Raw genomic sequence first — 19,761 nt, 5'->3', positions numbered from 1 at the left:
GGCTCAGCGCTGGGCGGCCGGGCGCACGACGATCTCGTTGACGTCCACGTCGGCGGGCTGGTCCACGGCGTAGGCCACGGCGCGGGCGATGGCGTCGGCCGGGATGCTCGCCGCCCGGTACCCGACCATGAGTCCGGCCGCGTGCGGGTCCGTGATGTGGTCCGCGAGCTCGGACTCCACGACCCCCGGGGAGACGGTGGTCACCCGGATCGAGGGGTCGGACTCCAGGCGCAGCCCCTCGGTCAGGGCCCGGGCGGCGAACTTGGTGGCGGAGTAGACCGCCGAGGTGGGCACGACCTCGCGTGCGCCGATCGAGGCGATGGTGACGACGTGCCCCGAGCCCAGGTCGCGAAAGCGAGGCAGCACCGCGGCGATCCCGTTGTAGAGGCCCTTGACGTTGACGTCGAACATGCGGTCCCACTCGTCGACGAGCAGCGATTCCAGGCGGGAGAGCAGCATCACCCCGGCGTTGGCGACCAGGACGTCCAGGCGCCCGTGTTCGGCGATCACGTCCGCGACCAGGTCGGCGAAGGCGGCCCGGTCGGTCACGTCCAGGGTGCGGGCCAGGGCGGTGTGCCCGGCGCCGGTGAGCTCGTCGGCGACGGCGCGCAGGCGGTCCGCGCGGCGCCCGGTGAGGACGACGGTGTGCCCCTGGCCGGCGAGCCGCCGGGCCACGGCTTCGCCGATCCCGCTGCCCGCGCCCGTCACCAGGACGACCTTGTGCGTGCCGTGCGCGCCCGGGGTGCCGTCGGTGTCTTCGGTGGTCGTTGCGTGTGTGCTCATGGGGTTCACCCTCGCGGCCGCGGACGGCCGGGGGAAGGCCGCGGCGCTCCTGGGAGTGCCGCACCCGGGTTCCCGGTCAGGCGCGGGCGCGGTGGGCGCGCACCCGGGAGCGGGTGGCGCAGCGCTTGGAGCAGAACCGGCGCGCGCTGCCGCTGCCGGTGTCGATGAACACCCGGCCGCAGCCCTCGGCCCCGCACACCCCGCCCGGCGGGCGCTGGCGGTCGGTGAGCAGCAGCGCCAGCATCAGGCCGGCCGAGGCGGCGAACCACTCCGCCAGGGGCGCGTCGTCGCGGGAGTCGGTGTGGACGTGCCAGTGGGAGGCGCCGCCGTGGTCGGTGAGCCGGGGCGGGTGCGCGGCGGCCAGCAGGGCGTTGACCTTGGCGGCGGCCGCCGCGGTGGTGCCCGCCTCCAGGACGCCGCGGATCCGCGCGGCGGCCTCCCGCAGCGCGGCGAGGTCGCGGCCGGTGACGGGGTCGTCCTCGCCGTGGGCGCGCAGCACCTCCTCCACGCGGGCCGGGTCCGTGTCCGCTGCGGCCAGGGCGTTGACGAGGTCGGCGGTGCGGGCGGCGACGGCCCGCACCGAGCGGCCGGTCAGGGCGGTGGAGGTCGGCATGCGGCCACTGTAACGCCTCTTCTGTTTTGAGGCGTTACTCCGTAGCGTCCGGTCCGTGCGCGACGTGATGAGGTACCTGGGCGGGGCGACGGCCGCCCGGACGGGCGACGAGATGTCGGGGCCCGCGCTGCTCCTGCTGGGGGTGGCGCTGACCGGTGAGGCCGTGGCCGGCTCGGCGCTGCTCGCCGGGCTGACCGGGGCGGCCGCGGTGGGCGGGCCGCTGGTGGGCGCGCTGCTGGACCGCTCGCGGCGGCCGGGGCGCGTGTTGGCGTGGGCGCTGGGCGGGTACGCGGCCGGGTTCGCGCTCATCGCCCTGGCGCTGGGCCGGGTCCCGCTGCCGTGGGCGGTCGGCGCGGCGGTGGCGGTGGGGCTGCTCGGCCCGGTGCTCTCGGGAGGGTGGACGGCGCAGCTGCCCCGGGTGGCGCCGGCCCGGTGGCGCGCCCGGGCGGACGCCTGGGACGCGATGACCTTCGGCGCCGCCTCCCTGCTGGGTCCGGCGCTGGCGGGGGTGGTGGCCGCGGGGGCCGGTGCCGGCGCCGCTGTGGTCGCCGCGGCGGTGCTCATCGCCCTGGCGGTCCCGGCCGCGCTCGCGCTGCCCGGCGCCCCGGCGGCGCACGCCGCCGGCCCGGTCCTGCCCGGGCTGTGGGAGGGGGTGCGCGCGGTGTTCGCCCCGGGGGCGCTGCGCCGGGCCACCGCCTCCAGTTCGCTGTCCATCGCCGGGACCGGGATGCTCGTGGTGTGCGCTCCGCTGCTGGGGTCGCGCCTGCTGGGCGGGGCCGAGCAGGGGGCGCTGCTGCTGTCGGGGATGGCGGTGTGCTCGCTGGCCGCCAACCTCCTGCTCGCCCGCCGCCCCGGTGCGCTCTCCCCCGACGCGCTGCTGCGGGTGTGCGTCTGCGTCCAGGGGCTCGGCACGGCGGGCGCCGCGCTCGCGTCCTCGCCGCCGGCGCTGCTGGTGTGCCTGGCCCTGGTGGGCGCCGCCGAGGGGCCGCAGCTGACCGCCCTGTTCGCGATCCGCCACCGGGAGGCGCCCGACCGCCTGCGGGCGCGGGTGTTCACCACCGGGGCGAGCCTGAAGATCTCGGCGTTCGCCGCCGGCGCCGCCCTGGCCGGGCCGCTGGCCCAGGTCTCGCTCCCGGCGTGCCTGGGCGCGGCGGCGGCGCTGCACCTGGCCGCCGCCCTGATCCCCCACCGGTAGCGGACACATCCTGTCCTGCACTCCTGGCAGACTGCGGGTATGTCGACCACCACGTCCTCACGCCTGCTGCGACTGCTGTCCCTGCTCCAGACCCGCAAGGACTGGCCCGGCAGCGAGCTCGCCGACCGCCTGGAGGTGAGCGCCCGCACCGTGCGCCGCGACGTGGACCGGCTGCGGGAGCTGGGCTACCCGATCCAGGCCACCATGGGCACCGGCGGCGGCTACCAGCTGGGCGCGGGCGCCGCCCTGCCGCCGCTGCTGCTGGACGACGACGAGGCCGTCGCCGTCGCGGTGGGCCTGCGCACCGCCGCCCAGGGCGGGGTGAGCGGTATCGAGGAGACCTCGGTGCGCGCCCTGGCCAAGCTGCTCATGGTGCTGCCCTCGCGGCTGCGCCGCCGGGTGGACGCCCTGGGCACCTTCACCGTCCCCATGCCGGGCCGGGGCCCCAGCGTGGACGCCGACGTGCTGGCCCTGGTGGCGGGCGTGTGCCGCGACGGGGAGCGGCTGCGCTTCGACTACGAACGCCACGACGGCACCGTCTCGCGCCGCGTCACCGAGCCGCACCGCCTGGTCTCCCGGGGGCGGCTGTGGTACCTGGTGGCCTGGGACAACGAGCGCGAGGACTGGCGCACCTTCCGGGTGGACCGGATGCGCCCGCTCACCCCGACCGGGCCGCGGGTGCCCCCGCGCGACCCGCCCGAGCAGGGGGTGGCCGCCTACCTGGCCGAGCGGATGAACTTCCACATGTGGCCGCACCGGGCCCGGGTGCGGCTGCTCATCGGCGCCGAGGAGGCCGCCGGGCGCGGCATCGGCGAGTACGGCCGCCTGGAGCCGGTCGACGACACCTCCTGCGTCCTGGAGGTCGCGGGGGACTCGCTCCAAACCATGGCCTGCTACCTGGCCATGCTCGACGTGGAGATGCGGGTGGAGGAACCGGAGGAGCTGCGCACCGAGATGGCCGCCCTGGCCGCCCGCCTGCGCCGGGCCGCCGACTGATCCCGCGGGGGCCTCCTGCGGGAAGTCCGAGCGGGCACATCCCAGAACAACTACTGTGGGCAGTTACATGACTTCCTAGAGTGATGAAAGTGGGATCCGCGTGCTCACCCGGGACCGTGCCCTCCGACCGACGCCCGCCCTCGACCCCCCGCCGACCGTCCGCGACCTGTGCCCCGGCTACCGGATCGCCCGCTGGGACTCCCCCGCCTCCCTGTCGGCGGACCGGCGGGAACGCCTCCACATGATCCTGCGCGGCCTGGCCGCCCGCGCCTTCGGCGCCGACCACTCCGCCTACTGGCACGCCCGCGTCGAGGGCGGGTTCTTCGACCGCGTCACCTCCCTGGCCCTGATCCTGGACCACGGCGGGGTCCCCGTGGGCTGGGGCGGCTACCACCGGCTGCGGCTGGGCGGGCGACCCGCCCTGTACCTGGACGCCACCGGCGTGGTGCCCGCCCACCGCCGCACCGGGCTCACCTCGGCGCTGATGACCCACTTCCTCACCCGGGAGATCCGCACCCGGCCGCTGCGCGGCATGGACGTGGTCATGCGCACCCGCCACCCCGCCGTCTACGCCGGGTGGCTGCACGGCCTGGGCCCGCACCGGGTCTTCCCCAACACGCGCCGGGCCCTCCCCGCACGGGTCCGGCGCGTGGCGGCCGAGGCCGCGGACTGGCTCGGCGACGGCCCCGGCCTGGATCCCGACACCCTGGTGGTGCGCGACGCCTACCGGGTGTTCGAGGGCGACGTCTACGGGGTGCGGCCGCGCAGCGGGCACAGCGACATCGACGACCTCTTCGCCCGCACCGTCGGCCCCAAGGACGCCCTCATGGTGGTGGCGCACCTGGACGCGGCGGCACTGGCGCGCTGCGCCCTGGCCCGCGCCGCCCGCTCCCGGGTGCGGCGCATGCCGGCCCTGGGCGGGCGGCCCCGGCGCGGCGGGGCCGCGCCGGTCCACCCCGACACCGCGGACCTGCTCACAGCGGCACGGCCTTGACGGTGGGCGCGCTGTACACCAGCCCGCCCATGTCGCGCACCTTGTCGGTGAGCGCGGCCAGGCGCAGGCTCTCCTCCCAGGGCATGTCCGGGCTCTGGGACAGCCCGGCGGCGACGCACCGGGCGACCTCCTCGGCCTCGTACTCGTAGCCGTTGGCCCGGAAGGGGCGCTCGAAGGTCTCCGGCTCGCGGCCCTCGCGGTGCAGGACCACCTCGGTCGCCGCCCAGAACAGCGGGAGCTCCACCCTGCCCTGTGTCCCGGCCAGCACGGCCCGGTCCGGCAGGGTGGTGAGCGAGGCGCACGACAGGGTGGCGGTCGCCCCCTGCTCCCCGCGCACCAGCACCGTGGTGTGGGTGTCCACCATGTGGTCCGGCGACAGCCGGCGGGTGGCCCCCACCACGGTGAGCTCCCCCAGGTACCACGACGCCAGCATCAGGGGGTACACGCCCAGGTCGAGCAGGGCGCCGCCGCCCAGGTCGGCGTTGAACAGCCGGTGGTCGGGGTCGTAGGGGGCGTTGACGCCGAACTCGGCGGAGATCTGCCGCAGTTCGCCGATCGCCCCGTCGGCGACCAGCTCGCGGGCCAGGCGGTGGGCGGGCAGGAAGCGCGTCCACATCGCCTCCATGAGGAACACGCCGTTGTCGCGGGCGGCCCCGGTCATCTCGGCGGCCTGGAGGGCGTTCATCGCCATCGGCTTCTCCACCAGCACGTGCTTGCCCGCGTTCAGGCACAGCAGGGTGTGCGGGTGGTGCCAGGGGTGGGGGGTGGCCACGTAGACCACGTCCACGTCGGGGTCGGCGGCCAGCTCCGCGTAGGAGCCGTGGGCGCGGGGCACGTCCCAGGCGGCGGCGAACTCCTGGGCGCGCTCCCATGTGCGCGAGCCGACCGCGGTGACCCGCGCCGTGGGGGTGGCCCGCAGGCCTTCCATGAAGGAATGGGCGATCCCGCCCGTGCCGAGCACGCCCCAGCGCAGTACGCCGTTCTCATCTGTCATGGGGGCATCCTAAAAACCCGGTCGTCTCCGGGTCGACGGGGGGCGGGTCCCCGGGCCCGCCCCGGCCGCCGCCGCGGGCCCGGACACGGAGGGGCCCCGGCGCGCGGGCCGCCTCGCGCGCCGGGGCCGGGGAACCTCAGGAGCGGTGCTGCTCCCGGTGGCGGTCCTCCCGGGACATCCCCTGGCGCGGGACACCCCCCTCGTGCCCCTGGTCCCGCGGACGGCGCCCGCGCCCGTCCTTGGGATCGTCGCGCATCTCGACGTAGGGCTCCACGCCCTCGGGGAGTCCCCCGGAGACGGCCCGTCCGCGCTCGATCTCGGCGTTGAACTCCTCGCCGAGCAGGATCGCGATGTTGCTGATCCACAGCCACACCAGGAAGATCACCACCGTCGCCAGGCTGCCGTAGGTCCTGCCGTAGGAGGCGAAGTTGGCCACGTAGAAGGCGAAGGCCGCCGAGGCCAGGATCCACAGCACGATCGCCAGCACGCTCCCGGGGCTGACCCACCGGAACCCGCGCCTGGCGTTGGGCGAGGCCCAGTACAGGAGCGCGATCATGAACACCACCATGAACAGCAGCACGGGCCACTTGGCGATGTTCCAGACCGTCACCGCGGTCGGCCCGAGCCCCAGCAGGTTCCCGAGCCGCTCCGCCACGCCCCCCGTGAGGGTGACGCCGACCACGGTCAGGGTCAGCAGCACGACCATCAGCAGGGTGACGCCGACACGGATCGGCAGCGTCTTCCAGATCGGCCGTCCCTCGGGGACGTCGTAGACGACGTTGGACGCGCGCATGAAGGCCGCGATGTAGCCGGAGGCCGACCACAGGGCCACGGCCAGGCTGACCAGACCGAAGATCCCGGCCGCCGCCCGGTTGGCCTGCAGGTTCTCGATCGCCGTGGTCAGGAGTCGGCCGACGTCGGCCGGCACGGTCCCCGCGATGTTCTCGGTCAGGGTCCGCGTGGCCTCGGGTCCGGCCAGGCCCACCAGGGACACCAGCACGAACAGCGCCGGGAAGAGGGCCAGGATCGCGTAGTAGGTGAGACCGGCGGCGAGGTCGGTCAGGGAGTCGGCGCGGAACTCGGTCACGGTCCGGCGCAGGGAGGCCCACCACGAGGAGGCGGGCATGTGGGTCGGCGCGTCGGCCTCCTGCCGGGCGGAGTCCCGCGCACGCGCTTTTTCGGGATCGTGTCCCGCCATCTTCCGCTCCTTCCTCGTTCGTCCCCGGCCGCCGGGTCCTCGCACACCGGCCGGGAGAGGCGGCGGCCGGGCGGACGTCCGGCCGCCGCCGTCCCGTCCGGCCCCGTCGTGTCGCCCCGGTGCCCGGGGCACGACGGAACGTGCGCGGGCGGCCGGGTCAGGAACCGCGCATCTCCTCGGCGGCAGCCCCGGCCTCGTGCCGGGCGTGCTCACCGGTGGTGCGCGCGGCCTCGGCGGCGCTGTCCCTGACGTGCTCGCCCGCGGTCCGCGCGGACTCCACGGCCTGCTCCTTCACGTGTTCGGCGGACTCGGCCACCGCCCGGCGGACCGGTTCGACCGCCTCGCCGGCGTGCTCGCCCAGGCGCTGGGCGGCCCGCTGCTCGGCACGGCTCTCGGAGAGGACCGAGGCGGCCAGCAAGCCGGCGCCGAAGGCGATCAGCCCGGCGGCGACGGGGCTGCCCTGGGTCCGACGCACGGCCTGTTCGGGCACCGACCTGGCCAGGTCGGCTGCCTGGTCGGCGGTGTGCCGGACCCGCCCGGTCACCTCGTCGCGGGAGGGGGCGGCGCCCATGACCCGCTCCTTGAGCCTGCGGCCCCTGTCCCGGATCCGCCGGGTGCCGCGGTCGGCGATGCTGCCGGGCCGGGCCCGGTCCACGAGCCGGTCGGAGTCGTGGACCAGTTCGGTGCGGGTCCGGTCGATGTCCTGCCTTATCTCGTCGGGTGTTTCGCCCATTGGACATCCTCCTTCAGGGTCTCGATGGTCCGTTCGGGCTTGGGCGAGACCTCGCGCATGCGCTTGCGGCCCGTGACGAACAGGATCAGGGCGACGATCGCCCACACCAGGGCCACGGCCAGCGCGGCCCAGCCCGATCCGATCAACACCGCCAGCCCGAACACCGCGGCGAGGCTGAGCAGCAGCAGCGCCATGTAGGCGGAGAACCCGGCGCCGCTGAGCAGGCCCGCGGCCTTGCCGGCCTTGACCGCCTCCTCGCGGACCTCGGCCTTGGCCAGGGCGACCTCCTGCCGGAACAGGGTCTGCAGGTCGCCCGTCACCTTGCCGAGCAGTTCGGAGAAGGTGGGGTCGCGCCCGTCGTCCTCATCGCGCGGCGGTGGCTGCGGAACTGTCGCCATGTCGGCCTCCCTCAGTAGGGCCGCCCCGGCGTACCGGGGGCGGCGGGCGGCGGAGCGACCTCGTCCGGCTCCGGGGCGCCGTATCCGGGCGGCTCGTGGCCGGACGCCCCGGGATGCCCCTCCTCGTGGCGGTGGAGCCACTCGGCCGGGGTGTCGGGCCCGGTGTCCCCTTGGCGCGGCCTCGGCGTCCGCTCACCGGAGCCGGCCGCCTCGGGCCGCTCGTCCCCGCCCTGGTCCGTGAAGTCGGACGACGCCTTGAGGACGCGCCCGGCCACGAACCCGGCCAGTGCCGCACCGGCCAGGAAGGCCACCGGCCTGCGGCGGGCGAAGTCCTTGGTCTCCTCGATCAGGCCGTCGATCCCCCGCCGCTCCAGGAAGTCCGCGGCGCCCTGCCCGCCCTGCGCCACCTGGCGCACGACGTCGCGCACCGGGGACCCGGGGACCCCCTGGTCGGCCATGGACGACAGCTCGTCGGACCACTGGCGCAGGTTCTGCGAGGCCCGCCGGGTCTGCTCCCGGGCCTCCTCGCGCAGCCGCGACCGGACGTCCTCCGCGACGTGCACGGCCTCCGAACGGGCCTCCGCGGTCAAGGAGCGAGCCTGCTCTCCCGCTGTCGACGCGACCTCCCCGGCCGCCTCCCGGGCGGTCCCGGCCAGCTCTTCGACCTTTCCGGCCCCGCCCGCTCCCTCGTTCGAGTGCATCACCAAGCCTCCTCGAAGCCGGTCGTCTCCTCGGTTGGGGCCGCGCCTACCCGTGCCGCCCTCCGGCTACACATCGCACGCCGGGGCCCCGCGGGAAACGCGGGTCGGAGAGGGGCGGATACGCCCCGGACCGGGCGGCGGGAGCCGGGGCGGATACGCCCCCGGCCGTCCCCGGGGGGCGGGATCGCCCTTCTCCCGGCGGATTCGCGCCCCACGGCCCCGGTCCGGGGCCCCGGCCGGGGGCATCCTAAAAACCCGGTCATCTCCGGGTCGACGGGGGGCAGGTCCTCGGTTTCCGGCCGCCGGGCCCTTACCGTGTCCCCTAGGACGCGAAGGGGTCCGTCCGCAGGAATCGGAGGGGGACATGTCGGAGACGCTCGCCCACAGGCTCGGGGTCCGCGCCGGGGACCGGCTGCTCGTCCTCAACGCCCCCGAGCGGTACCTGCGGCTGCTGGAGCCGCCGCCCGACACCCACATCGACCTGGGCCCCATCGAGGGGGCCGAGTACGACTCCGTGCACCTGTTCGCGCTGGACCGCGCGACGGTGGACCGCGAGGTCCACCCGATCCTGAAGACCCTGTCCCCGGCCGCGGCGGTGTGGGTGTGCTACCCCCAGCCCGGCGGCACCATCATCACCGACCTGCGCTCGGACCGGGGCTGGGACGTCCTGGTCGACGACGGGTGGCGCCCCGCCGCCCAGGTGCCGATCGACTCGGACTGGGCGGCGCTGCGCTTCACCCGCGGCTGAGCGTCAGCCCCCGTGGACCCGGACGCCGCCGCTGACGGTGTCCACCTGGACGCGCGGGCCGTCGGAGGAGGTGCCCACCTCGATGTCGCGCCCGCCCGAGACGGACTCGCCGGTCACGTCGTAGTCGCCGGAGGGGACCCGGACGTCGATGGAGCCGCTGGTCGTCTCCACCACCAGGGTCCGGAACGGGGCGTCGGTGGCGACCTCCACCCTCCCGGAGACCGAGGAGATCTCGGCGGTGTCGAACCCGCCGCCCACGGCCACCCCGCCGCTGGTGGACTCGGCCTCCACCGACTGCGCGGCGAACCCGGTCACGTCCACGTCGCCCGAGGTGCTGACGGCGCGCAGCCGCTCGCCCTCGCCGGAGGCGCTGACGGCCCCGCTGGTGGACTCCAGCTCCGCGGACCCGGTGACCCCCTCGGCCTCGATCCGGCCGCTGGTGGTCTCGACCTCCACGTCGCCGGTGATGTCGGCGAGCTCCACGGCCCCGCTGACGGTGGACACCTCCACCCCGCCCTCGATGCCGGTGGCGGTGACCTCGCCGCCGATGGTCTCCACCAGCACGGCCACCCCGGCGGGCACCGCGATGTCGTAGTCGATCGAGCAGCCGCCCAGGAACCACACGCCCGAGCACTCGGCCTCGATGCGCAGGTCCCCGCCCTCGGCCTCGATGTCCTCGTCGGGCTCGGTGAGGGGGGTGCCGCGCAGCTCCCGGTCCACCTGGACCTCGTCGTTCCCGGCGGCGGAGAAGGCCACCCGGCCCCCGGTGCCGTTCTCGACGACCACGCGCTCGGGGGCGGCGAAGGAGTCCCGCCGGTCCCCCCGGTCCACGCCCACGTTGCCCAGGACCGAGACCGCGGTGACCGCGATGAGGGCCACCACCAGGACGCCGCCCAGCACCAGCCACGGTCCGATGCGGAACCCCGTGCCGGGTTCCTTGCTCGACGAGGCGTACAGGCCCCGTGCCTTGAAACTCACTGTCTTCCTCTCCGTTCGGGCTCTCGCCCCCTTGTGTCCCGGTGCCGGTCAGTTCCGGTCGTGGTCGCGCAGGTAGTGCAGGACCGCCTGCACCCTGCGGTGGTCGTGGTCGTCCTGGCCCAGGTCGAGCTTGGTGAAGATCGACCGGATGTGCTTCTCCACCGCGCGCTCGGTGACGGTCAGCCGGGCCGCGATGCCCGCGTTGTTGAGGCCCTGCGCCATCACCTCCAGCACCTCGGTCTCCCTGGGCGTGAGCCGGTCCAGGGCGCTGCCCCGGTGTCCGCTGAGCAGTTGCGACACCACCTCGGGGTCGATCGCCGCGCCGCCGCCGGCCACACGGCGCAGCACGGTCAGGAACTCGTCGATGTCGGCGACCCGGTCCTTGAGCAGGTAGCCGACCCTGGACATGTCGCGTCCGCCGAACAGTTCGGCGGCGTAGCGGCTCACCACGTGCTGGGACAGCAGCAGCACCGCCACGTCGGGGTGCTCCTCGCGGATGCGGATGCCCGCCTTGATGCCCTCCTCGGAGAAGGTGGGCGGCATGCGGATGTCCACCAGGCACAGGTCCACGTCCGGGTGCTCGGCGATGGCGGCCATCAGCGTGTCGGCGTCGCCGACCTGGGCCAGCACCTCCACCCCGGCGTCCTCCAGGAGCCGGACCATGCCGCTGCGCAGCAGCACCGAGTCCTCCGCGATGATGACCCGCGGCCCCCTGTCCGGGGCCCCGGTGTCCTGCGCGGCCCCGTAGGGGACCGTTCGCGCGTCGTGGCCGTGGAACACGGTTCTCATGCCTCCCAAGGGATGTCGGCGGTCAGGACGGTGCCCTCACCGGCCGGGCTGTGCACGGTCAGGACGCCGTCGACGGCGTCCACCCGGTCCCACAGGCCGTACAGGCCGCTGCCGGAGTCGGGTTCGGCGCCGCCGGCGCCGTCGTCGGTGACGGCGACCCGCAGCAGGTCCCCGCCCTGGCGGGCGGGCCGCTCCACGCGGTGGGCGGACACGGTGACGCGGGAGGCGCCGGAGTGTTTGGCGACATTGGTGAGCGCCTCGCACACCACGTAGTAGGCGACGCCCTCGGCGCGCGCGGAGGGGCGTTCGGGCAGGTCCACCTCGACCTTGGCCGGGACGGGCGAGCGTCCGGCGGCCACGGGCAGGGCGGCGGGCAGGCCGCGGTCGGTGAGCACGCGGGGGTGCAGGCCGCGGGCGACCTCGCGCAGGTCCTCCATGACCTCGCGGGACTCGCGCTGGGCCTCGGTGATCAGCTCCAGGGCGGCGCCGGGGTCGGTGCCCACGCGGGCGCGGGCCCGGGTGAGGGTCAGGGTCAGGGCGAGCAGGCGCTGCTGGGCGCCGTCGTGCAGGTCGCGTTCGATGCGGCGCCGTTCGGCCTCGGCGGCGTCGACCATGCGCAGGCGGCTGTCCTGGACGTGGGACAGGCGGCGGCGCATGCGCACCTCGGGGGCGTCGAACAGCAGGGCCCGGTGCAGCGCCACCTCGGTGGACACCGCGTACGGGGCCAGGCGCACCCCCACGAGCACGGACAGCGGGGCCAGGACCACCTGGACCAGCGGGCCGGCCAGGTCGGAGGGCTGGCCCTGGACGAGGATGAACACGATGCCGACCAGGGCGCCGACGGCGACGGCCAGTCCGCACACCACCAGGGCCACCACGATCCCGCCGAACAGCAGCCCGTGCAGGCCGGCGGCGGTGGTGTACACGACCATGGACCAGGCCTCGCGCCCGAACACGAACCGCCACAGCCGCGACCAGCGGCCGTCGGGGGCCAGCGGGTCGGGCGGAGCGGTCTCCACGATCCCGAAGACCGTGCCCAGCCGGTGCCGCTGCACCCGGCAGGCCAGCCGGGAGAGCAGGGTCGCGGCGGCGGGCAGCAGGACCACCATGACCAGGGCCTCGGTGAGGATGTTCAGCGGCCCCCCTTGGAGGGGGCCGTTCGTGCCCGGGGCGATGACGAACCCCACCCAGGAGGCGGAGACGACCATCAGGGTCGCGGGCACCAGGTAGAACAGCGACAGCGCGAGCGAGGTCATCAGGTGGGCCGTCTCGATCGCGCGCGTGCGCCAGGGGGCACCGCGGGCCGCTGCGGAGGTGCCCGCGGACCCGGCGGGGGCCCGGGGCGGGCCGCCGGGGCGTGCGATGGATGGACTGTGACCGGTCACGTGTCCCAATCTAGGTTCGGGGCGGCCGGGACACGATGTCATCAGCACGTGGACACGGGGTGGTGGTGGCACTACCCGGGGCGTGCGGGGTCCGCGGGAGAGGGGCGAGGGTGGGCGACGGGCGGGTCGAGGTGGGGCCGGTCCTGGCCGGTGTCGGCCGGATCAACATGCTGTTCGCCCTGGACGCGGCGCCTCCCGGGCCCCGCTGGCGGGCGCTGGGCGCCCCCGGCCCGGGGGCGGTGGCGGCGGAGGTGGAGCGGGTGCGCGGGAGCTTGGCGGGATTCGCCGGGGTCCCGGCGCGGGAGGTGGAGTGGCGGGTGGGCGCCTCGCTGTTCCAGCAGGGGCTGGCCACCCGGACGCTGTCGCCGGTGCTGGCCGCGGCGCTGTGCCACGGTGCGGCGCTGCGGGCTGAGGCCTTCCACCGGGACCCGGGGGCGAAGGGGCCCATGGTGCTGCGCACCTCCCAGCGGTGGGCGGAGCCGATCGCGCGCGAGGACCCCGCGGCGGTGGCCGGCCACATCGCCGCGACCGTCCTGGCCGGGGTGCTGGAGCCGGTGGCGGCCGCCCTGGACGCGGTGCCCCGCGGCACGGGCCGGGTGGCGCCGGGGCTGCTGCGCGGCAACACCGCCTCGGCCCTGGCGGGGGCGGCGCGTTCGCTGGGCCTGGCCCGGCCCGCGGTGCGGGAGGCGGCCGAGGAGGTGGTGCGGCTGCTGGCGGCGTCCCCGGCGCTGGCCGGGACCGGCTCCTACACCGGGCGCGACGCCGGCGGGGCCGCGGTGTTCCGGCGCACCACCTGCTGCCTGTACTACCGGGTGCCCGGGGCGGGGTACTGCGGCGACTGCGCGCTCGCCGCGCCGGGGAAATCGGGGTGACACCGGGCGGGGAGCGTGCCACGCTGCCCGGATGACCACTCCTGAGATTCCTCCCCTGTACCGGGACTGCGACTTCAACGGGCCGCTGTCGGACGCCCACGCCGCCCGGCTCATCGACACCCTGGGGCCGCTCGACGGCCGACACGTCGTGGACGTGGGCTGCGGGTGGGCCGAGCTGCTGCTGCGCACGCTGGAGGGCGCGCCGACCGCGACCGGGTTCGGCATCGACATCGGCGAGGGGGCCATCGCCCACGGCCGCGCCAACGCCGCCGCGCGCGGGCTGGCCGACCGGGTGGAGCTGGTGGTGGGCGACGCCGGGAAGTGGTCGGGCGGCGGGGCCGACGTCGTGTTCAACATCGGGGCCACCCACGCCTGGGGCGGCGAGCCGGTGACCCACACCGCCAACGCCTTGGAGGCGCTGTCGGGGCTGCTGCGGCCGGGCGGGCGGCTGCTGTTCGGCGAGTGCTTCTGGGTGCGCGAGCCCACCGACGCCGAGCTGGCGGCCATGTACGACACCCCGCGCGAGCAGTACCGGACGATGCGCGGGCTGGTGGACATGGCGCTGTCCTACGGGTTCCGGCTGTGGGCGCTGTCGCAGGCGTCCCTGGAGGAGTGGGACGACTTCGAGAACCGGCACGCCAAGGCGTGGGAGGAGTGGCTGGTGGAGAACCCCGGCTCCCCCGACGCCGAGGAGGTCCGCGCCCTGTCCGACCGGCACCGGGTGGCCCGCGTCGACGGCTGGCGCGAGGTGATGGGGATGGCGTACCTGACGCTCGTGCGGGTGTGAGGCGGGCCCGTGCGGCCGGGGCCCGCCCCGGCCGCACGGTGCTCTTCCACGCCTTCGCCGCGCTGCGGCCCGCCCGGCGCCGCCCGCGACGGCCCGCGGCCGCGGGGCCTGCCCCCGGGCCGCCGGGGCCGGTCAGGCGGCGTCGGCGGCGCGGCGCACCTCCTCGATGTCGATGCGCTGCATCGCGAGCATGGCCTTGACGGCCCGCTCGGCCCGGCCCGGGTCGGGGTCGGTGACCAGGTCGTCCAGCTCGCGGGGGAACACCTGCCAGGAGAACCCGAAGCGGTCCTTGAGCCACCCGCACTGGCTCTCCTGGCCGCCGCCCTCCAGGAGGGCGTACCAGTAGCGGTCGGACTCGGCCTGGTCGGCGCACGGCACCTGGAGGGAGAACGCCTCGCTGAAGGTGAACTCCGGGCCGCCGTTGAGGGCGGTGATCCGCTGGCCCTGGATCTCGAAGTCGACGGTCAGGACCGACCCCTGGGGGCCGGGCATGCCGGGGCCGTTGTGGACGACCTTGAGGATGCGGGCGTCGTCGAACACGCCGACGTAGAATTCCGCGGCCTCCTCGGCCCGGCCGTCGAACCACAGGCACGGGGTGATCTCGAGCTCGGTCATGGTGGTGTCCCTTCGGTGCGTGCTGCTCCGTCACAGGTACCGACCCGGCGCGGGGCCGGAACTCATCGCGGTCCGGACGGTTTTCTCCGGCGTTCTCCGCAGTCCTCCAAGCTTCCTCATCCTCCCCCGTGGAGACCTAGGATCAGGGGATATCCGGAAGTGGAGGGGCGTTTCGTGGAGCAGCGGTACTACTCGGTGGACCAGGTGGCGGAGCTGTTGGGGCTGCACGTGAAGACCGTGCGCGGCTACATCCGCGACGGGAGGCTGGCGGCGACGCGCATCGGCAAGCAGTACCGGATCCGCCGCGAGGACCTGGAGGCGTTCGGCGGGGGCCCGGTGGAGGCGCCGGAGCCGCAGGGGCCGGCGTCGGCGGAGGTGTCGGCGGTGGTGCGCCTGGAGGGGGTGGACCGGGACCGGGCCGACCGGGTGACGACGCTGCTCACGGCGGCGGCCGCCACCCCCGGGCAGGGGCGCCCGCCGGTGCACGTCCAGGCGGTGCACGACCCGGGCGCGCGCAGCCTGCGGCTGGTGATCCTGGGGGACGCGGCGGGGACCGCGGCCCTGTTGGACCTGGTGGACCGGGTCGCACAGAATTGATGTCTCACATTCTGATATTGAGATCTCATCTTTAGAGACGGCGGGTGTAGGGTCGGGGTACCGCGAACACGGCGGTCCCCCGACGGAAAGGGCGACGATGACGCGCTACACCCACGGCCAGCACCCCTCGGTCACCGACTCCTACCGCTGGCGCAACGCCGCCAACTCGGCCGGGTACGCGCTCGCCGAGATGACCCCGGGGCGCTCCCTGCTGGACATCGGGTGCGGTCCGGGCACCATCACCGTCGACCTGGCCGCGCGCGTCGCGCCGGGCAGGGTGGTGGCCGTGGACTCCTCCGCCGAGGCGGTGGGGCTGGCCCGCGCCACGGCGGAGAAGGAGGGCGCCGGGAACATCGACTTCCGGGTCGGCGACGTCCACGACCTGGACCTGCCCGACGCCTCGTTCGACGTGGTGCACGCCCACCAGGTGCTCCAGCACGTGGCCGACCCGGTGCGGGCCCTGTCCGAGATGCGCCGGGTGACCGCGCCTGGCGGGGTGGTGGCGGCCTGCGACAGCGACTACTCGGGGATGTACTGGTACCCGCGGCCGCCGGAGCTGGACGAGTGGATGGACCTGTACCAGCGCGCGGCCCGCGCCAACGGCGGGGAGCCCGACGCGGGGCGGCGCCTGCTCTCCTGGGCCCGCGCCGCCGGGTTCGAGGACGTCACCTACGCCGCCGAGGTGTGGGACCACTCCTCCCCCGAACGGCGCTCCTGGTGGGGCGGCATGTGGTCGCGCCGCATCCTGGAGTCGGACCTGGCCCGGCAGGCGGTCGCCGAGGGGCTGGCCTCCCCCGCCGACCTGGAACGCATCTCGGCGGGGTGGGCGGCCTGGAGCCGGGACCCCGACGCGGTCTTCGTCATCCCCCGCGGCACCGTCCTGTGCCGGGTCTGAGACGGCGGACGAACAAGGCCCCCGCCGGTGCGGACCGGCGGGGGCTCCCGGGGCGGCCCCCGGTCTGATTGGGTGGAGAACACACGGTCACCCCCTCGTCACGGCCGGAGCCCTCCATGACCGAACCCGAACACCCCCTCCCCTCCCCCGAGCCCCCCGCCGATCCCGGAGCCCGCCCCGAGGCCGGACCCGCAGAAGGCCCGGAACCGCCCGGGGGCCCCGACGCGTTCTCGGCCGTCCTGGGCAACGCCACCCTGCTCGGGCTGGGCTACCTGCTGGTGCGCCGCCCTCACTGGGCCCTGGCCGCCGCGGGCGCGGCGCTCGCCCTGGTCGCGCTCATCGCCCTGTTCCCGCACTTCACGGCCTGGAGAGTGCTCCTGGGGCTGGTGTGGGCGGGCGCGGTCGTGCACGCCTGGTGGCTCACCCGGCGCCCCGGCGGGACCCCGGTCCCGGGCGGGGCGGCCCCGCCGCGGTGGCGCACCCGGGTGCTCACGGGCGCCTGCGTGCTCCTGGTCGCCCTCGCGTGGCTGCGGCTGGACGCCTGGGCGATCACCCGGGACGCCGAGGCCGCGCACACCGCGGGCGACTGCGACCGCGCCCTGGCCTCCCTGCGCTGGCTCCTCCCGGCGCACGGGATCGCCCACGGCCCGGCCGCCGACCGCGGCGTCCAACAGCGCCAGGCCTGTGAGCTGCTCACCGCCGCCCTGTCCGACCCCGACCCGGCGGCCGCGGCCGAGAAGCTGGAGCGGTACCTGGCCGAACCGGGCGCGCTCTGGGACGGTGCCGGCCCCGAACGCGCCGAACTCCTGCTCGACACGGTCGTGGCGCGGGCCCGGGAGCAGGAGGCCGCCGGCGAGGCGCTGGGCGGCCACGGCCCCGCGGTGGCCGCCGTGGAGGACGCCTTCACGCAGCTGGCGCGGACCCTGGAGGACGCCCCCGGCCAGAGCGGGCGGGTGGGCGCCGTCGCGGAGTCGTTCCTGTCCTCCCTCGACGGCATGGCCCCGTGCCGGGCCCGGGAGATCGACGGCTGGCTGCTCGCCCAGGACTGGGAGGACCCCGCGCTGGCCCGTGTGATGGAACCCCAGGCCGAACAGGCGCCGGTCCGGATGTTCGACTGCGCGGAGGCCCTGGCCTCGGTCCGGCCCGAGGAGGGGGCGGGGGCCCACCAGGAGTTCCTGGCGGCCCATCCCGAGCACCCCCTGGCGGCGCGCTCGGCCGAGAGCCTGATCGCGACCGAGGAGTACTGCGCGCACCCGGCCGCGTTCCCGGCCGCGCCCGCCTACGAGGGGGAGGGCCCGCACGCGATGCGCGTGTCGGGGCTGGACCCCGAGGAGTACGGCTTCCCGGACTCCTGGCGGGCCGACACCGTCGAGGAGACGGTCCTGGTGGTCTGCGTGCAGGGCCCCGAACGGGGCTCCTTCCAGCGGACGTGCGCCTACGAGCCGGGTGAGGACCAGCTGCTGCTCCCGTTCTCGGGGTCGACGGACGTGGACTTCTACGCCAGCGCGTTCACCCTCCAGGCCTACGAGCTGCACAGCGGCGAGCTGGTGGAGGAGTACACCGAGGAGATCGGCGACCCCTGCCCCGAGGAGCTGGAGTACGAGTCCTACTTCCTCGACATCGTGCCCGGGGAGTACGACTCGGACTACTCCGCGGCGGACGTGCGCGGGATGTTCGACCGCCTCATGGACTGAGCGCCGCCCGGGGCTTCCGGGGCCGGGGCCCGGGGGCCCCGGCCCCTGCTTGCACTCGGCCCGCTTGTAAACCTATGCTTTACAAGTGCAAGAAGATTTGACGAATGCGCTGCGGTCGCTGAAAACGCACACGGAGGAGTTCCTCGCCTCGCGTTTCCGGACCGCGGACGAGGACTGGGCCGGCTCGATCGCACTCGCCCTGCGCATGCAGGCGGACGCCGACGGGGTCGTGCGCGCCGTCGTGCAGCAGGCGCGGCGCAGCGGTGTCACGTGGCAGGTCATCGGCGACGCGCTCGGCGTGAGCCGGCAGGCGGCGTTCCAGCGCTACGGCAGACCGGTCGACCCCAGAACGGGAGAACCCATGGACACCACCCCCCTCCCCGGTGCCGCCGAACTGGCGGCCTCGGTGATCGAGGACCTCGCGGCAGGCCGGTGGTCGCGGATCACCGACCGGTTCGACCCGGCCATGCGCGACGGCCTGTCCGAGGACGCGCTCGCCGCCGCCTGGGCGCAGATCGTCGGCATGTCCGGGGCCTTCGAGGGGCACGGGGAGCCGGAGGTGGCCCGTGCCGCCGACGTGACGGTCACCAACACGCCGCTCTCGCTGGAGGCCGGCGACTACACGGCGCGGATCGCGTTCCGCGACGACCGGACCATCGCCGGTCTGCACATCCTCGACGAGAGCCGGCGGCCGTGACCGCCGCCGCGCCCCCGGGCGGGCGCCGCACGAGCCGCCGCGACCTGCGCTCCGTCGCCGTCTTCACGGGCCTCGCGTTCGCGCTCGCCTGGCTCCTGGCGCTCCCGCTCTGGCTGGGCGAGGGGATCGCCGACCCCTGGTTCGCCCCTGTGGCCGTCGCCGTGATGGGGACCCCCGCGATCGCCGCCCTCGTCGTCGTGTTCTTCGTGGAACGGCCGCCGCACAAGGCGCGAACGCTGGGACTGTGGCCGCTGCGGCCGGCCCGCAGGGTGCTGGGCTACGCGGCGGCGGGGGTCCTCGTGCCCATCGCGCTCGTCCTGGCGGCGCTCCCGGTCGGCGCGCTGCTGGGGGTCTACCCGGCCGACTTCACGGGCTTCTCGGCCTTCCGGGAGGTCCTCGACGAGCAGGCGGGCGCCCTGGGAGCGGACGGAATCCCGGTGCCGGTCGGCGTGCTCGTCGCCGTCCAGGTCGCCGCGCTCCCGATGGCGGCGTTCGTCAACCTCCTCCCGGCGCTGGGCGAGGAGCTCGGGTGGCGCGGGTGGCTGCTCCCGAAACTGATGCCGCTGGGCACCCTGCCGGCCCTGCTGGTCTCGGGCGTGATCTGGGGGGGGCTGGCACGCCCCGCTCATCCTCCTGGGGTACAACTACCCGGACGCGCCGGGCTGGCTGGCCGTGGTCATGATGACCGGCATGTGCACCGTGGTCGGCGCGGTCTTCGGCTGGCTGCGGCTCCGGTCGGGGTCGGTGTGGCCCGCGGCCCTCGCCCACGCGGCCTTCAACGGCGCGGGCGGGACCTACCTCCTCTTCGCCGCGGCGGGAGAGCACATCGACACCACGCAGGCGACGATCCTGGGCTGGAGCGGGTGGATCGTGCCGCTCGCGTTCGTCGCGGTCCTCGTCGCCACCGGGCGGTTCGCCCCCGCGCCGCCCCCGCCCCCCGCGCCGTCGGGGCAGGACGCGCCTCTGGAGGACGCGGGGCCGGAACGCGCCACCGGCGGGTAGCCGTACCGGCTCGCGGGAGGGGCCGGCCCACCACCCGGCCGCCGACCAGGCGGGTGGCCGCCCGGACCATCAGGTCGACGGTCCCGTTGTTCTTGGC

At 75.4% G+C, this 19,761-nt stretch carries 21 protein-coding genes and 1 pseudogene; 11 read left to right on the top strand and 11 right to left on the bottom strand.

The genetic code is table 11. The features are described from left to right. Positions 1 to 3: 3 nt before the first annotated feature. Both ABZ249_RS12400 and ABZ249_RS12395 read right to left on the bottom strand, forming a co-directional pair. Complete coding sequence (locus ABZ249_RS12400) at positions 4 to 783, bottom strand: SDR family oxidoreductase (protein ID WP_355261102.1); 780 nt, start codon at positions 781 to 783, stop codon at positions 4 to 6. Positions 784 to 859: 76 nt separating this feature from the next. Further along, positions 860 to 1,396, bottom strand: coding sequence for a CGNR zinc finger domain-containing protein (locus ABZ249_RS12395; RefSeq protein ID WP_355261099.1), 537 nt, complete (start codon positions 1,394 to 1,396; stop codon positions 860 to 862). A gap of 55 nt (positions 1,397 to 1,451) precedes the next feature. On the opposite strand from ABZ249_RS12395, the gene ABZ249_RS12390 reads away from it, so the two are divergent. The 3 genes from ABZ249_RS12390 (at position 1,452) to ABZ249_RS12380 (ending at position 4,581) form a co-directional block, all read left to right on the top strand. Beyond that, positions 1,452 to 2,591, top strand: coding sequence for an MFS transporter (locus ABZ249_RS12390; protein ID WP_355261096.1), 1,140 nt, complete (start codon positions 1,452 to 1,454; stop codon positions 2,589 to 2,591). A 39-nt stretch (positions 2,592 to 2,630) separates the two neighbouring features. Continuing rightward, a complete protein-coding gene (locus tag ABZ249_RS12385) occupies positions 2,631 to 3,587 on the top strand; it encodes a YafY family protein (RefSeq protein WP_355261093.1) in 957 nt (318 codons plus the stop codon). Between the two features lie 100 nt (positions 3,588 to 3,687). Beyond that, on the top strand, positions 3,688 to 4,581 hold the full coding sequence (locus tag ABZ249_RS12380) for a GNAT family N-acetyltransferase (RefSeq protein ID WP_355261090.1): 894 nt from the start codon (positions 3,688 to 3,690) through the stop codon (positions 4,579 to 4,581). On the opposite strand, the gene ABZ249_RS12375 is transcribed toward ABZ249_RS12380, so the two are convergent. From ABZ249_RS12375 to ABZ249_RS12355, 5 genes are all read right to left on the bottom strand, one after another. Continuing rightward, complete coding sequence (locus ABZ249_RS12375; protein ID WP_355261087.1) at positions 4,562 to 5,575, bottom strand: Gfo/Idh/MocA family oxidoreductase; 1,014 nt, start codon at positions 5,573 to 5,575, stop codon at positions 4,562 to 4,564. The two genes, ABZ249_RS12380 and ABZ249_RS12375, sit on opposite strands and share 20 nt — an antisense overlap. Before the next feature lie 136 nt (positions 5,576 to 5,711). Further along, positions 5,712 to 6,701, bottom strand: a complete 990-nt coding sequence (locus ABZ249_RS12370) for a YihY/virulence factor BrkB family protein (RefSeq protein WP_355261806.1) — start codon at positions 6,699 to 6,701, stop codon at positions 5,712 to 5,714. Positions 6,702 to 6,930: 229 nt separating this feature from the next. Next, on the bottom strand, positions 6,931 to 7,506 hold the full coding sequence (locus ABZ249_RS12365) for a DUF3618 domain-containing protein (protein ID WP_355261084.1): 576 nt from the start codon (positions 7,504 to 7,506) through the stop codon (positions 6,931 to 6,933). After that, on the bottom strand, positions 7,482 to 7,904 hold the full coding sequence (locus ABZ249_RS12360) for a phage holin family protein (RefSeq protein ID WP_355261081.1): 423 nt from the start codon (positions 7,902 to 7,904) through the stop codon (positions 7,482 to 7,484). Before ABZ249_RS12360 ends, ABZ249_RS12365 begins: the two co-directional genes overlap by 25 nt. Before the next feature lie 11 nt (positions 7,905 to 7,915). After that, complete coding sequence (locus ABZ249_RS12355; RefSeq protein WP_355261078.1) at positions 7,916 to 8,605, bottom strand: hypothetical protein; 690 nt, start codon at positions 8,603 to 8,605, stop codon at positions 7,916 to 7,918. Between the two features lie 364 nt (positions 8,606 to 8,969). Between ABZ249_RS12355 and ABZ249_RS12350 the strand changes: the two genes are divergently transcribed. Beyond that, positions 8,970 to 9,353: a hypothetical protein gene (locus tag ABZ249_RS12350; RefSeq protein ID WP_355261075.1), complete on the top strand. Its 384-nt coding sequence runs from the start codon at positions 8,970 to 8,972 to the stop codon at positions 9,351 to 9,353. Positions 9,354 to 9,356: 3 nt separating this feature from the next. Here the strand turns inward: ABZ249_RS12350 and ABZ249_RS12345 are convergent, their stop codons facing one another. From ABZ249_RS12345 to ABZ249_RS12335, 3 genes are read right to left on the bottom strand one after another with little or no spacing between them, the layout of a single operon-like run. Next, a complete protein-coding gene (locus ABZ249_RS12345) occupies positions 9,357 to 10,331 on the bottom strand; it encodes a DUF4097 family beta strand repeat-containing protein (RefSeq protein ID WP_355261072.1) in 975 nt (324 codons plus the stop codon). Between the two features lie 48 nt (positions 10,332 to 10,379). After that, the gene (locus ABZ249_RS12340; RefSeq protein WP_355261069.1) at positions 10,380 to 11,120 is read right to left on the bottom strand and encodes a response regulator transcription factor; all 741 of its coding nucleotides are present in this window, start codon (positions 11,118 to 11,120) and stop codon (positions 10,380 to 10,382) included. Then, a complete protein-coding gene (locus tag ABZ249_RS12335) occupies positions 11,117 to 12,376 on the bottom strand; it encodes a histidine kinase (RefSeq protein WP_355261804.1) in 1,260 nt (419 codons plus the stop codon). Before ABZ249_RS12335 ends, ABZ249_RS12340 begins: the two co-directional genes overlap by 4 nt. Positions 12,377 to 12,615: 239 nt before the next feature. On the opposite strand from ABZ249_RS12335, the gene ABZ249_RS12330 reads away from it, so the two are divergent. Continuing rightward, positions 12,616 to 13,377, top strand: a complete 762-nt coding sequence (locus tag ABZ249_RS12330; protein ID WP_355261066.1) for a (2Fe-2S)-binding protein — start codon at positions 12,616 to 12,618, stop codon at positions 13,375 to 13,377. A gap of 31 nt (positions 13,378 to 13,408) precedes the next feature. Further along, positions 13,409 to 14,164: a class I SAM-dependent methyltransferase gene (locus ABZ249_RS12325; RefSeq protein ID WP_355261063.1), complete on the top strand. Its 756-nt coding sequence runs from the start codon at positions 13,409 to 13,411 to the stop codon at positions 14,162 to 14,164. Positions 14,165 to 14,296: 132 nt separating this feature from the next. Here ABZ249_RS12325 and ABZ249_RS12320 read toward each other — a convergent pair whose 3' ends face one another. Then, a complete protein-coding gene (locus ABZ249_RS12320) occupies positions 14,297 to 14,779 on the bottom strand; it encodes a VOC family protein (protein ID WP_355261060.1) in 483 nt (160 codons plus the stop codon). 159 nt (positions 14,780 to 14,938) lie between these two features. Between ABZ249_RS12320 and ABZ249_RS12315 the strand changes: the two genes are divergently transcribed. The 5 genes and pseudogenes from ABZ249_RS12315 (at position 14,939) to ABZ249_RS12295 (ending at position 19,664) form a co-directional block, all read left to right on the top strand. Continuing rightward, entirely contained in the window at positions 14,939 to 15,376 is a 438-nt protein-coding gene (locus ABZ249_RS12315; protein WP_338151217.1) for a helix-turn-helix domain-containing protein, read from the top strand. Positions 15,377 to 15,473: 97 nt separating this feature from the next. After that, positions 15,474 to 16,271 (top strand): methyltransferase domain-containing protein, encoded by a 798-nt coding sequence (locus tag ABZ249_RS12310; RefSeq protein WP_355261057.1) that lies wholly within the window; start codon positions 15,474 to 15,476, stop codon positions 16,269 to 16,271. A gap of 116 nt (positions 16,272 to 16,387) precedes the next feature. Further along, a complete protein-coding gene (locus tag ABZ249_RS12305) occupies positions 16,388 to 17,965 on the top strand; it encodes a hypothetical protein (protein WP_355261054.1) in 1,578 nt (525 codons plus the stop codon). A gap of 97 nt (positions 17,966 to 18,062) precedes the next feature. Then, entirely contained in the window at positions 18,063 to 18,662 is a 600-nt protein-coding gene (locus ABZ249_RS12300) for a DUF3887 domain-containing protein (RefSeq protein WP_355261051.1), read from the top strand. After that, positions 18,659 to 19,664 (top strand): annotated as a pseudogene (locus tag ABZ249_RS12295) (CPBP family intramembrane glutamic endopeptidase). The gene ABZ249_RS12300 and the pseudogene ABZ249_RS12295 overlap by 4 nt, the downstream one beginning before the upstream one ends. The last annotated feature ends 97 nt before the right edge of the window (positions 19,665 to 19,761 follow it).

The organism is Nocardiopsis sp. NPDC006139 (genome assembly GCF_040614155.1).
In the GTDB taxonomy this organism is placed as follows: domain Bacteria; phylum Actinomycetota; class Actinomycetes; order Streptosporangiales; family Streptosporangiaceae; genus Nocardiopsis; species Nocardiopsis changdeensis.
This window is presented reverse-complemented; position numbering and strand designations above follow the sequence as displayed.

Bases quoted from the DNA above. Each gene is read 5' to 3' on its own strand.
- ABZ249_RS12325 (WP_355261063.1), top strand. From the start codon at position 13,409: ATGACCACTCCTGAGATTCCTCCCCTGTACCGGGACTGCGACTTCAAC.
- ABZ249_RS12350 (WP_355261075.1), top strand. From the start codon at position 8,970: ATGTCGGAGACGCTCGCCCACAGGCTCGGGGTCCGCGCCGGGGACCGG.
- ABZ249_RS12360 (WP_355261081.1), bottom strand. From the start codon at position 7,904: ATGGCGACAGTTCCGCAGCCACCGCCGCGCGATGAGGACGACGGGCGC.
- ABZ249_RS12365 (WP_355261084.1), bottom strand. From the start codon at position 7,506: ATGGGCGAAACACCCGACGAGATAAGGCAGGACATCGACCGGACCCGC.
- ABZ249_RS12355 (WP_355261078.1), bottom strand. From the start codon at position 8,605: ATGCACTCGAACGAGGGAGCGGGCGGGGCCGGAAAGGTCGAAGAGCTG.
- ABZ249_RS12400 (WP_355261102.1), bottom strand. From the start codon at position 783: ATGAGCACACACGCAACGACCACCGAAGACACCGACGGCACCCCGGGC.
- ABZ249_RS12335 (WP_355261804.1), bottom strand. From the start codon at position 12,376: ATGACCTCGCTCGCGCTGTCGCTGTTCTACCTGGTGCCCGCGACCCTG.
- ABZ249_RS12320 (WP_355261060.1), bottom strand. From the start codon at position 14,779: ATGACCGAGCTCGAGATCACCCCGTGCCTGTGGTTCGACGGCCGGGCC.
- ABZ249_RS12395 (WP_355261099.1), bottom strand. From the start codon at position 1,396: ATGCCGACCTCCACCGCCCTGACCGGCCGCTCGGTGCGGGCCGTCGCC.
- ABZ249_RS12305 (WP_355261054.1), top strand. From the start codon at position 16,388: ATGACCGAACCCGAACACCCCCTCCCCTCCCCCGAGCCCCCCGCCGAT.
- ABZ249_RS12340 (WP_355261069.1), bottom strand. From the start codon at position 11,120: ATGAGAACCGTGTTCCACGGCCACGACGCGCGAACGGTCCCCTACGGG.
- ABZ249_RS12370 (WP_355261806.1), bottom strand. From the start codon at position 6,701: ATGCCCGCCTCCTCGTGGTGGGCCTCCCTGCGCCGGACCGTGACCGAG.
- ABZ249_RS12310 (WP_355261057.1), top strand. From the start codon at position 15,474: ATGACGCGCTACACCCACGGCCAGCACCCCTCGGTCACCGACTCCTAC.
- ABZ249_RS12375 (WP_355261087.1), bottom strand. From the start codon at position 5,575: ATGACAGATGAGAACGGCGTACTGCGCTGGGGCGTGCTCGGCACGGGC.
- ABZ249_RS12385 (WP_355261093.1), top strand. From the start codon at position 2,631: ATGTCGACCACCACGTCCTCACGCCTGCTGCGACTGCTGTCCCTGCTC.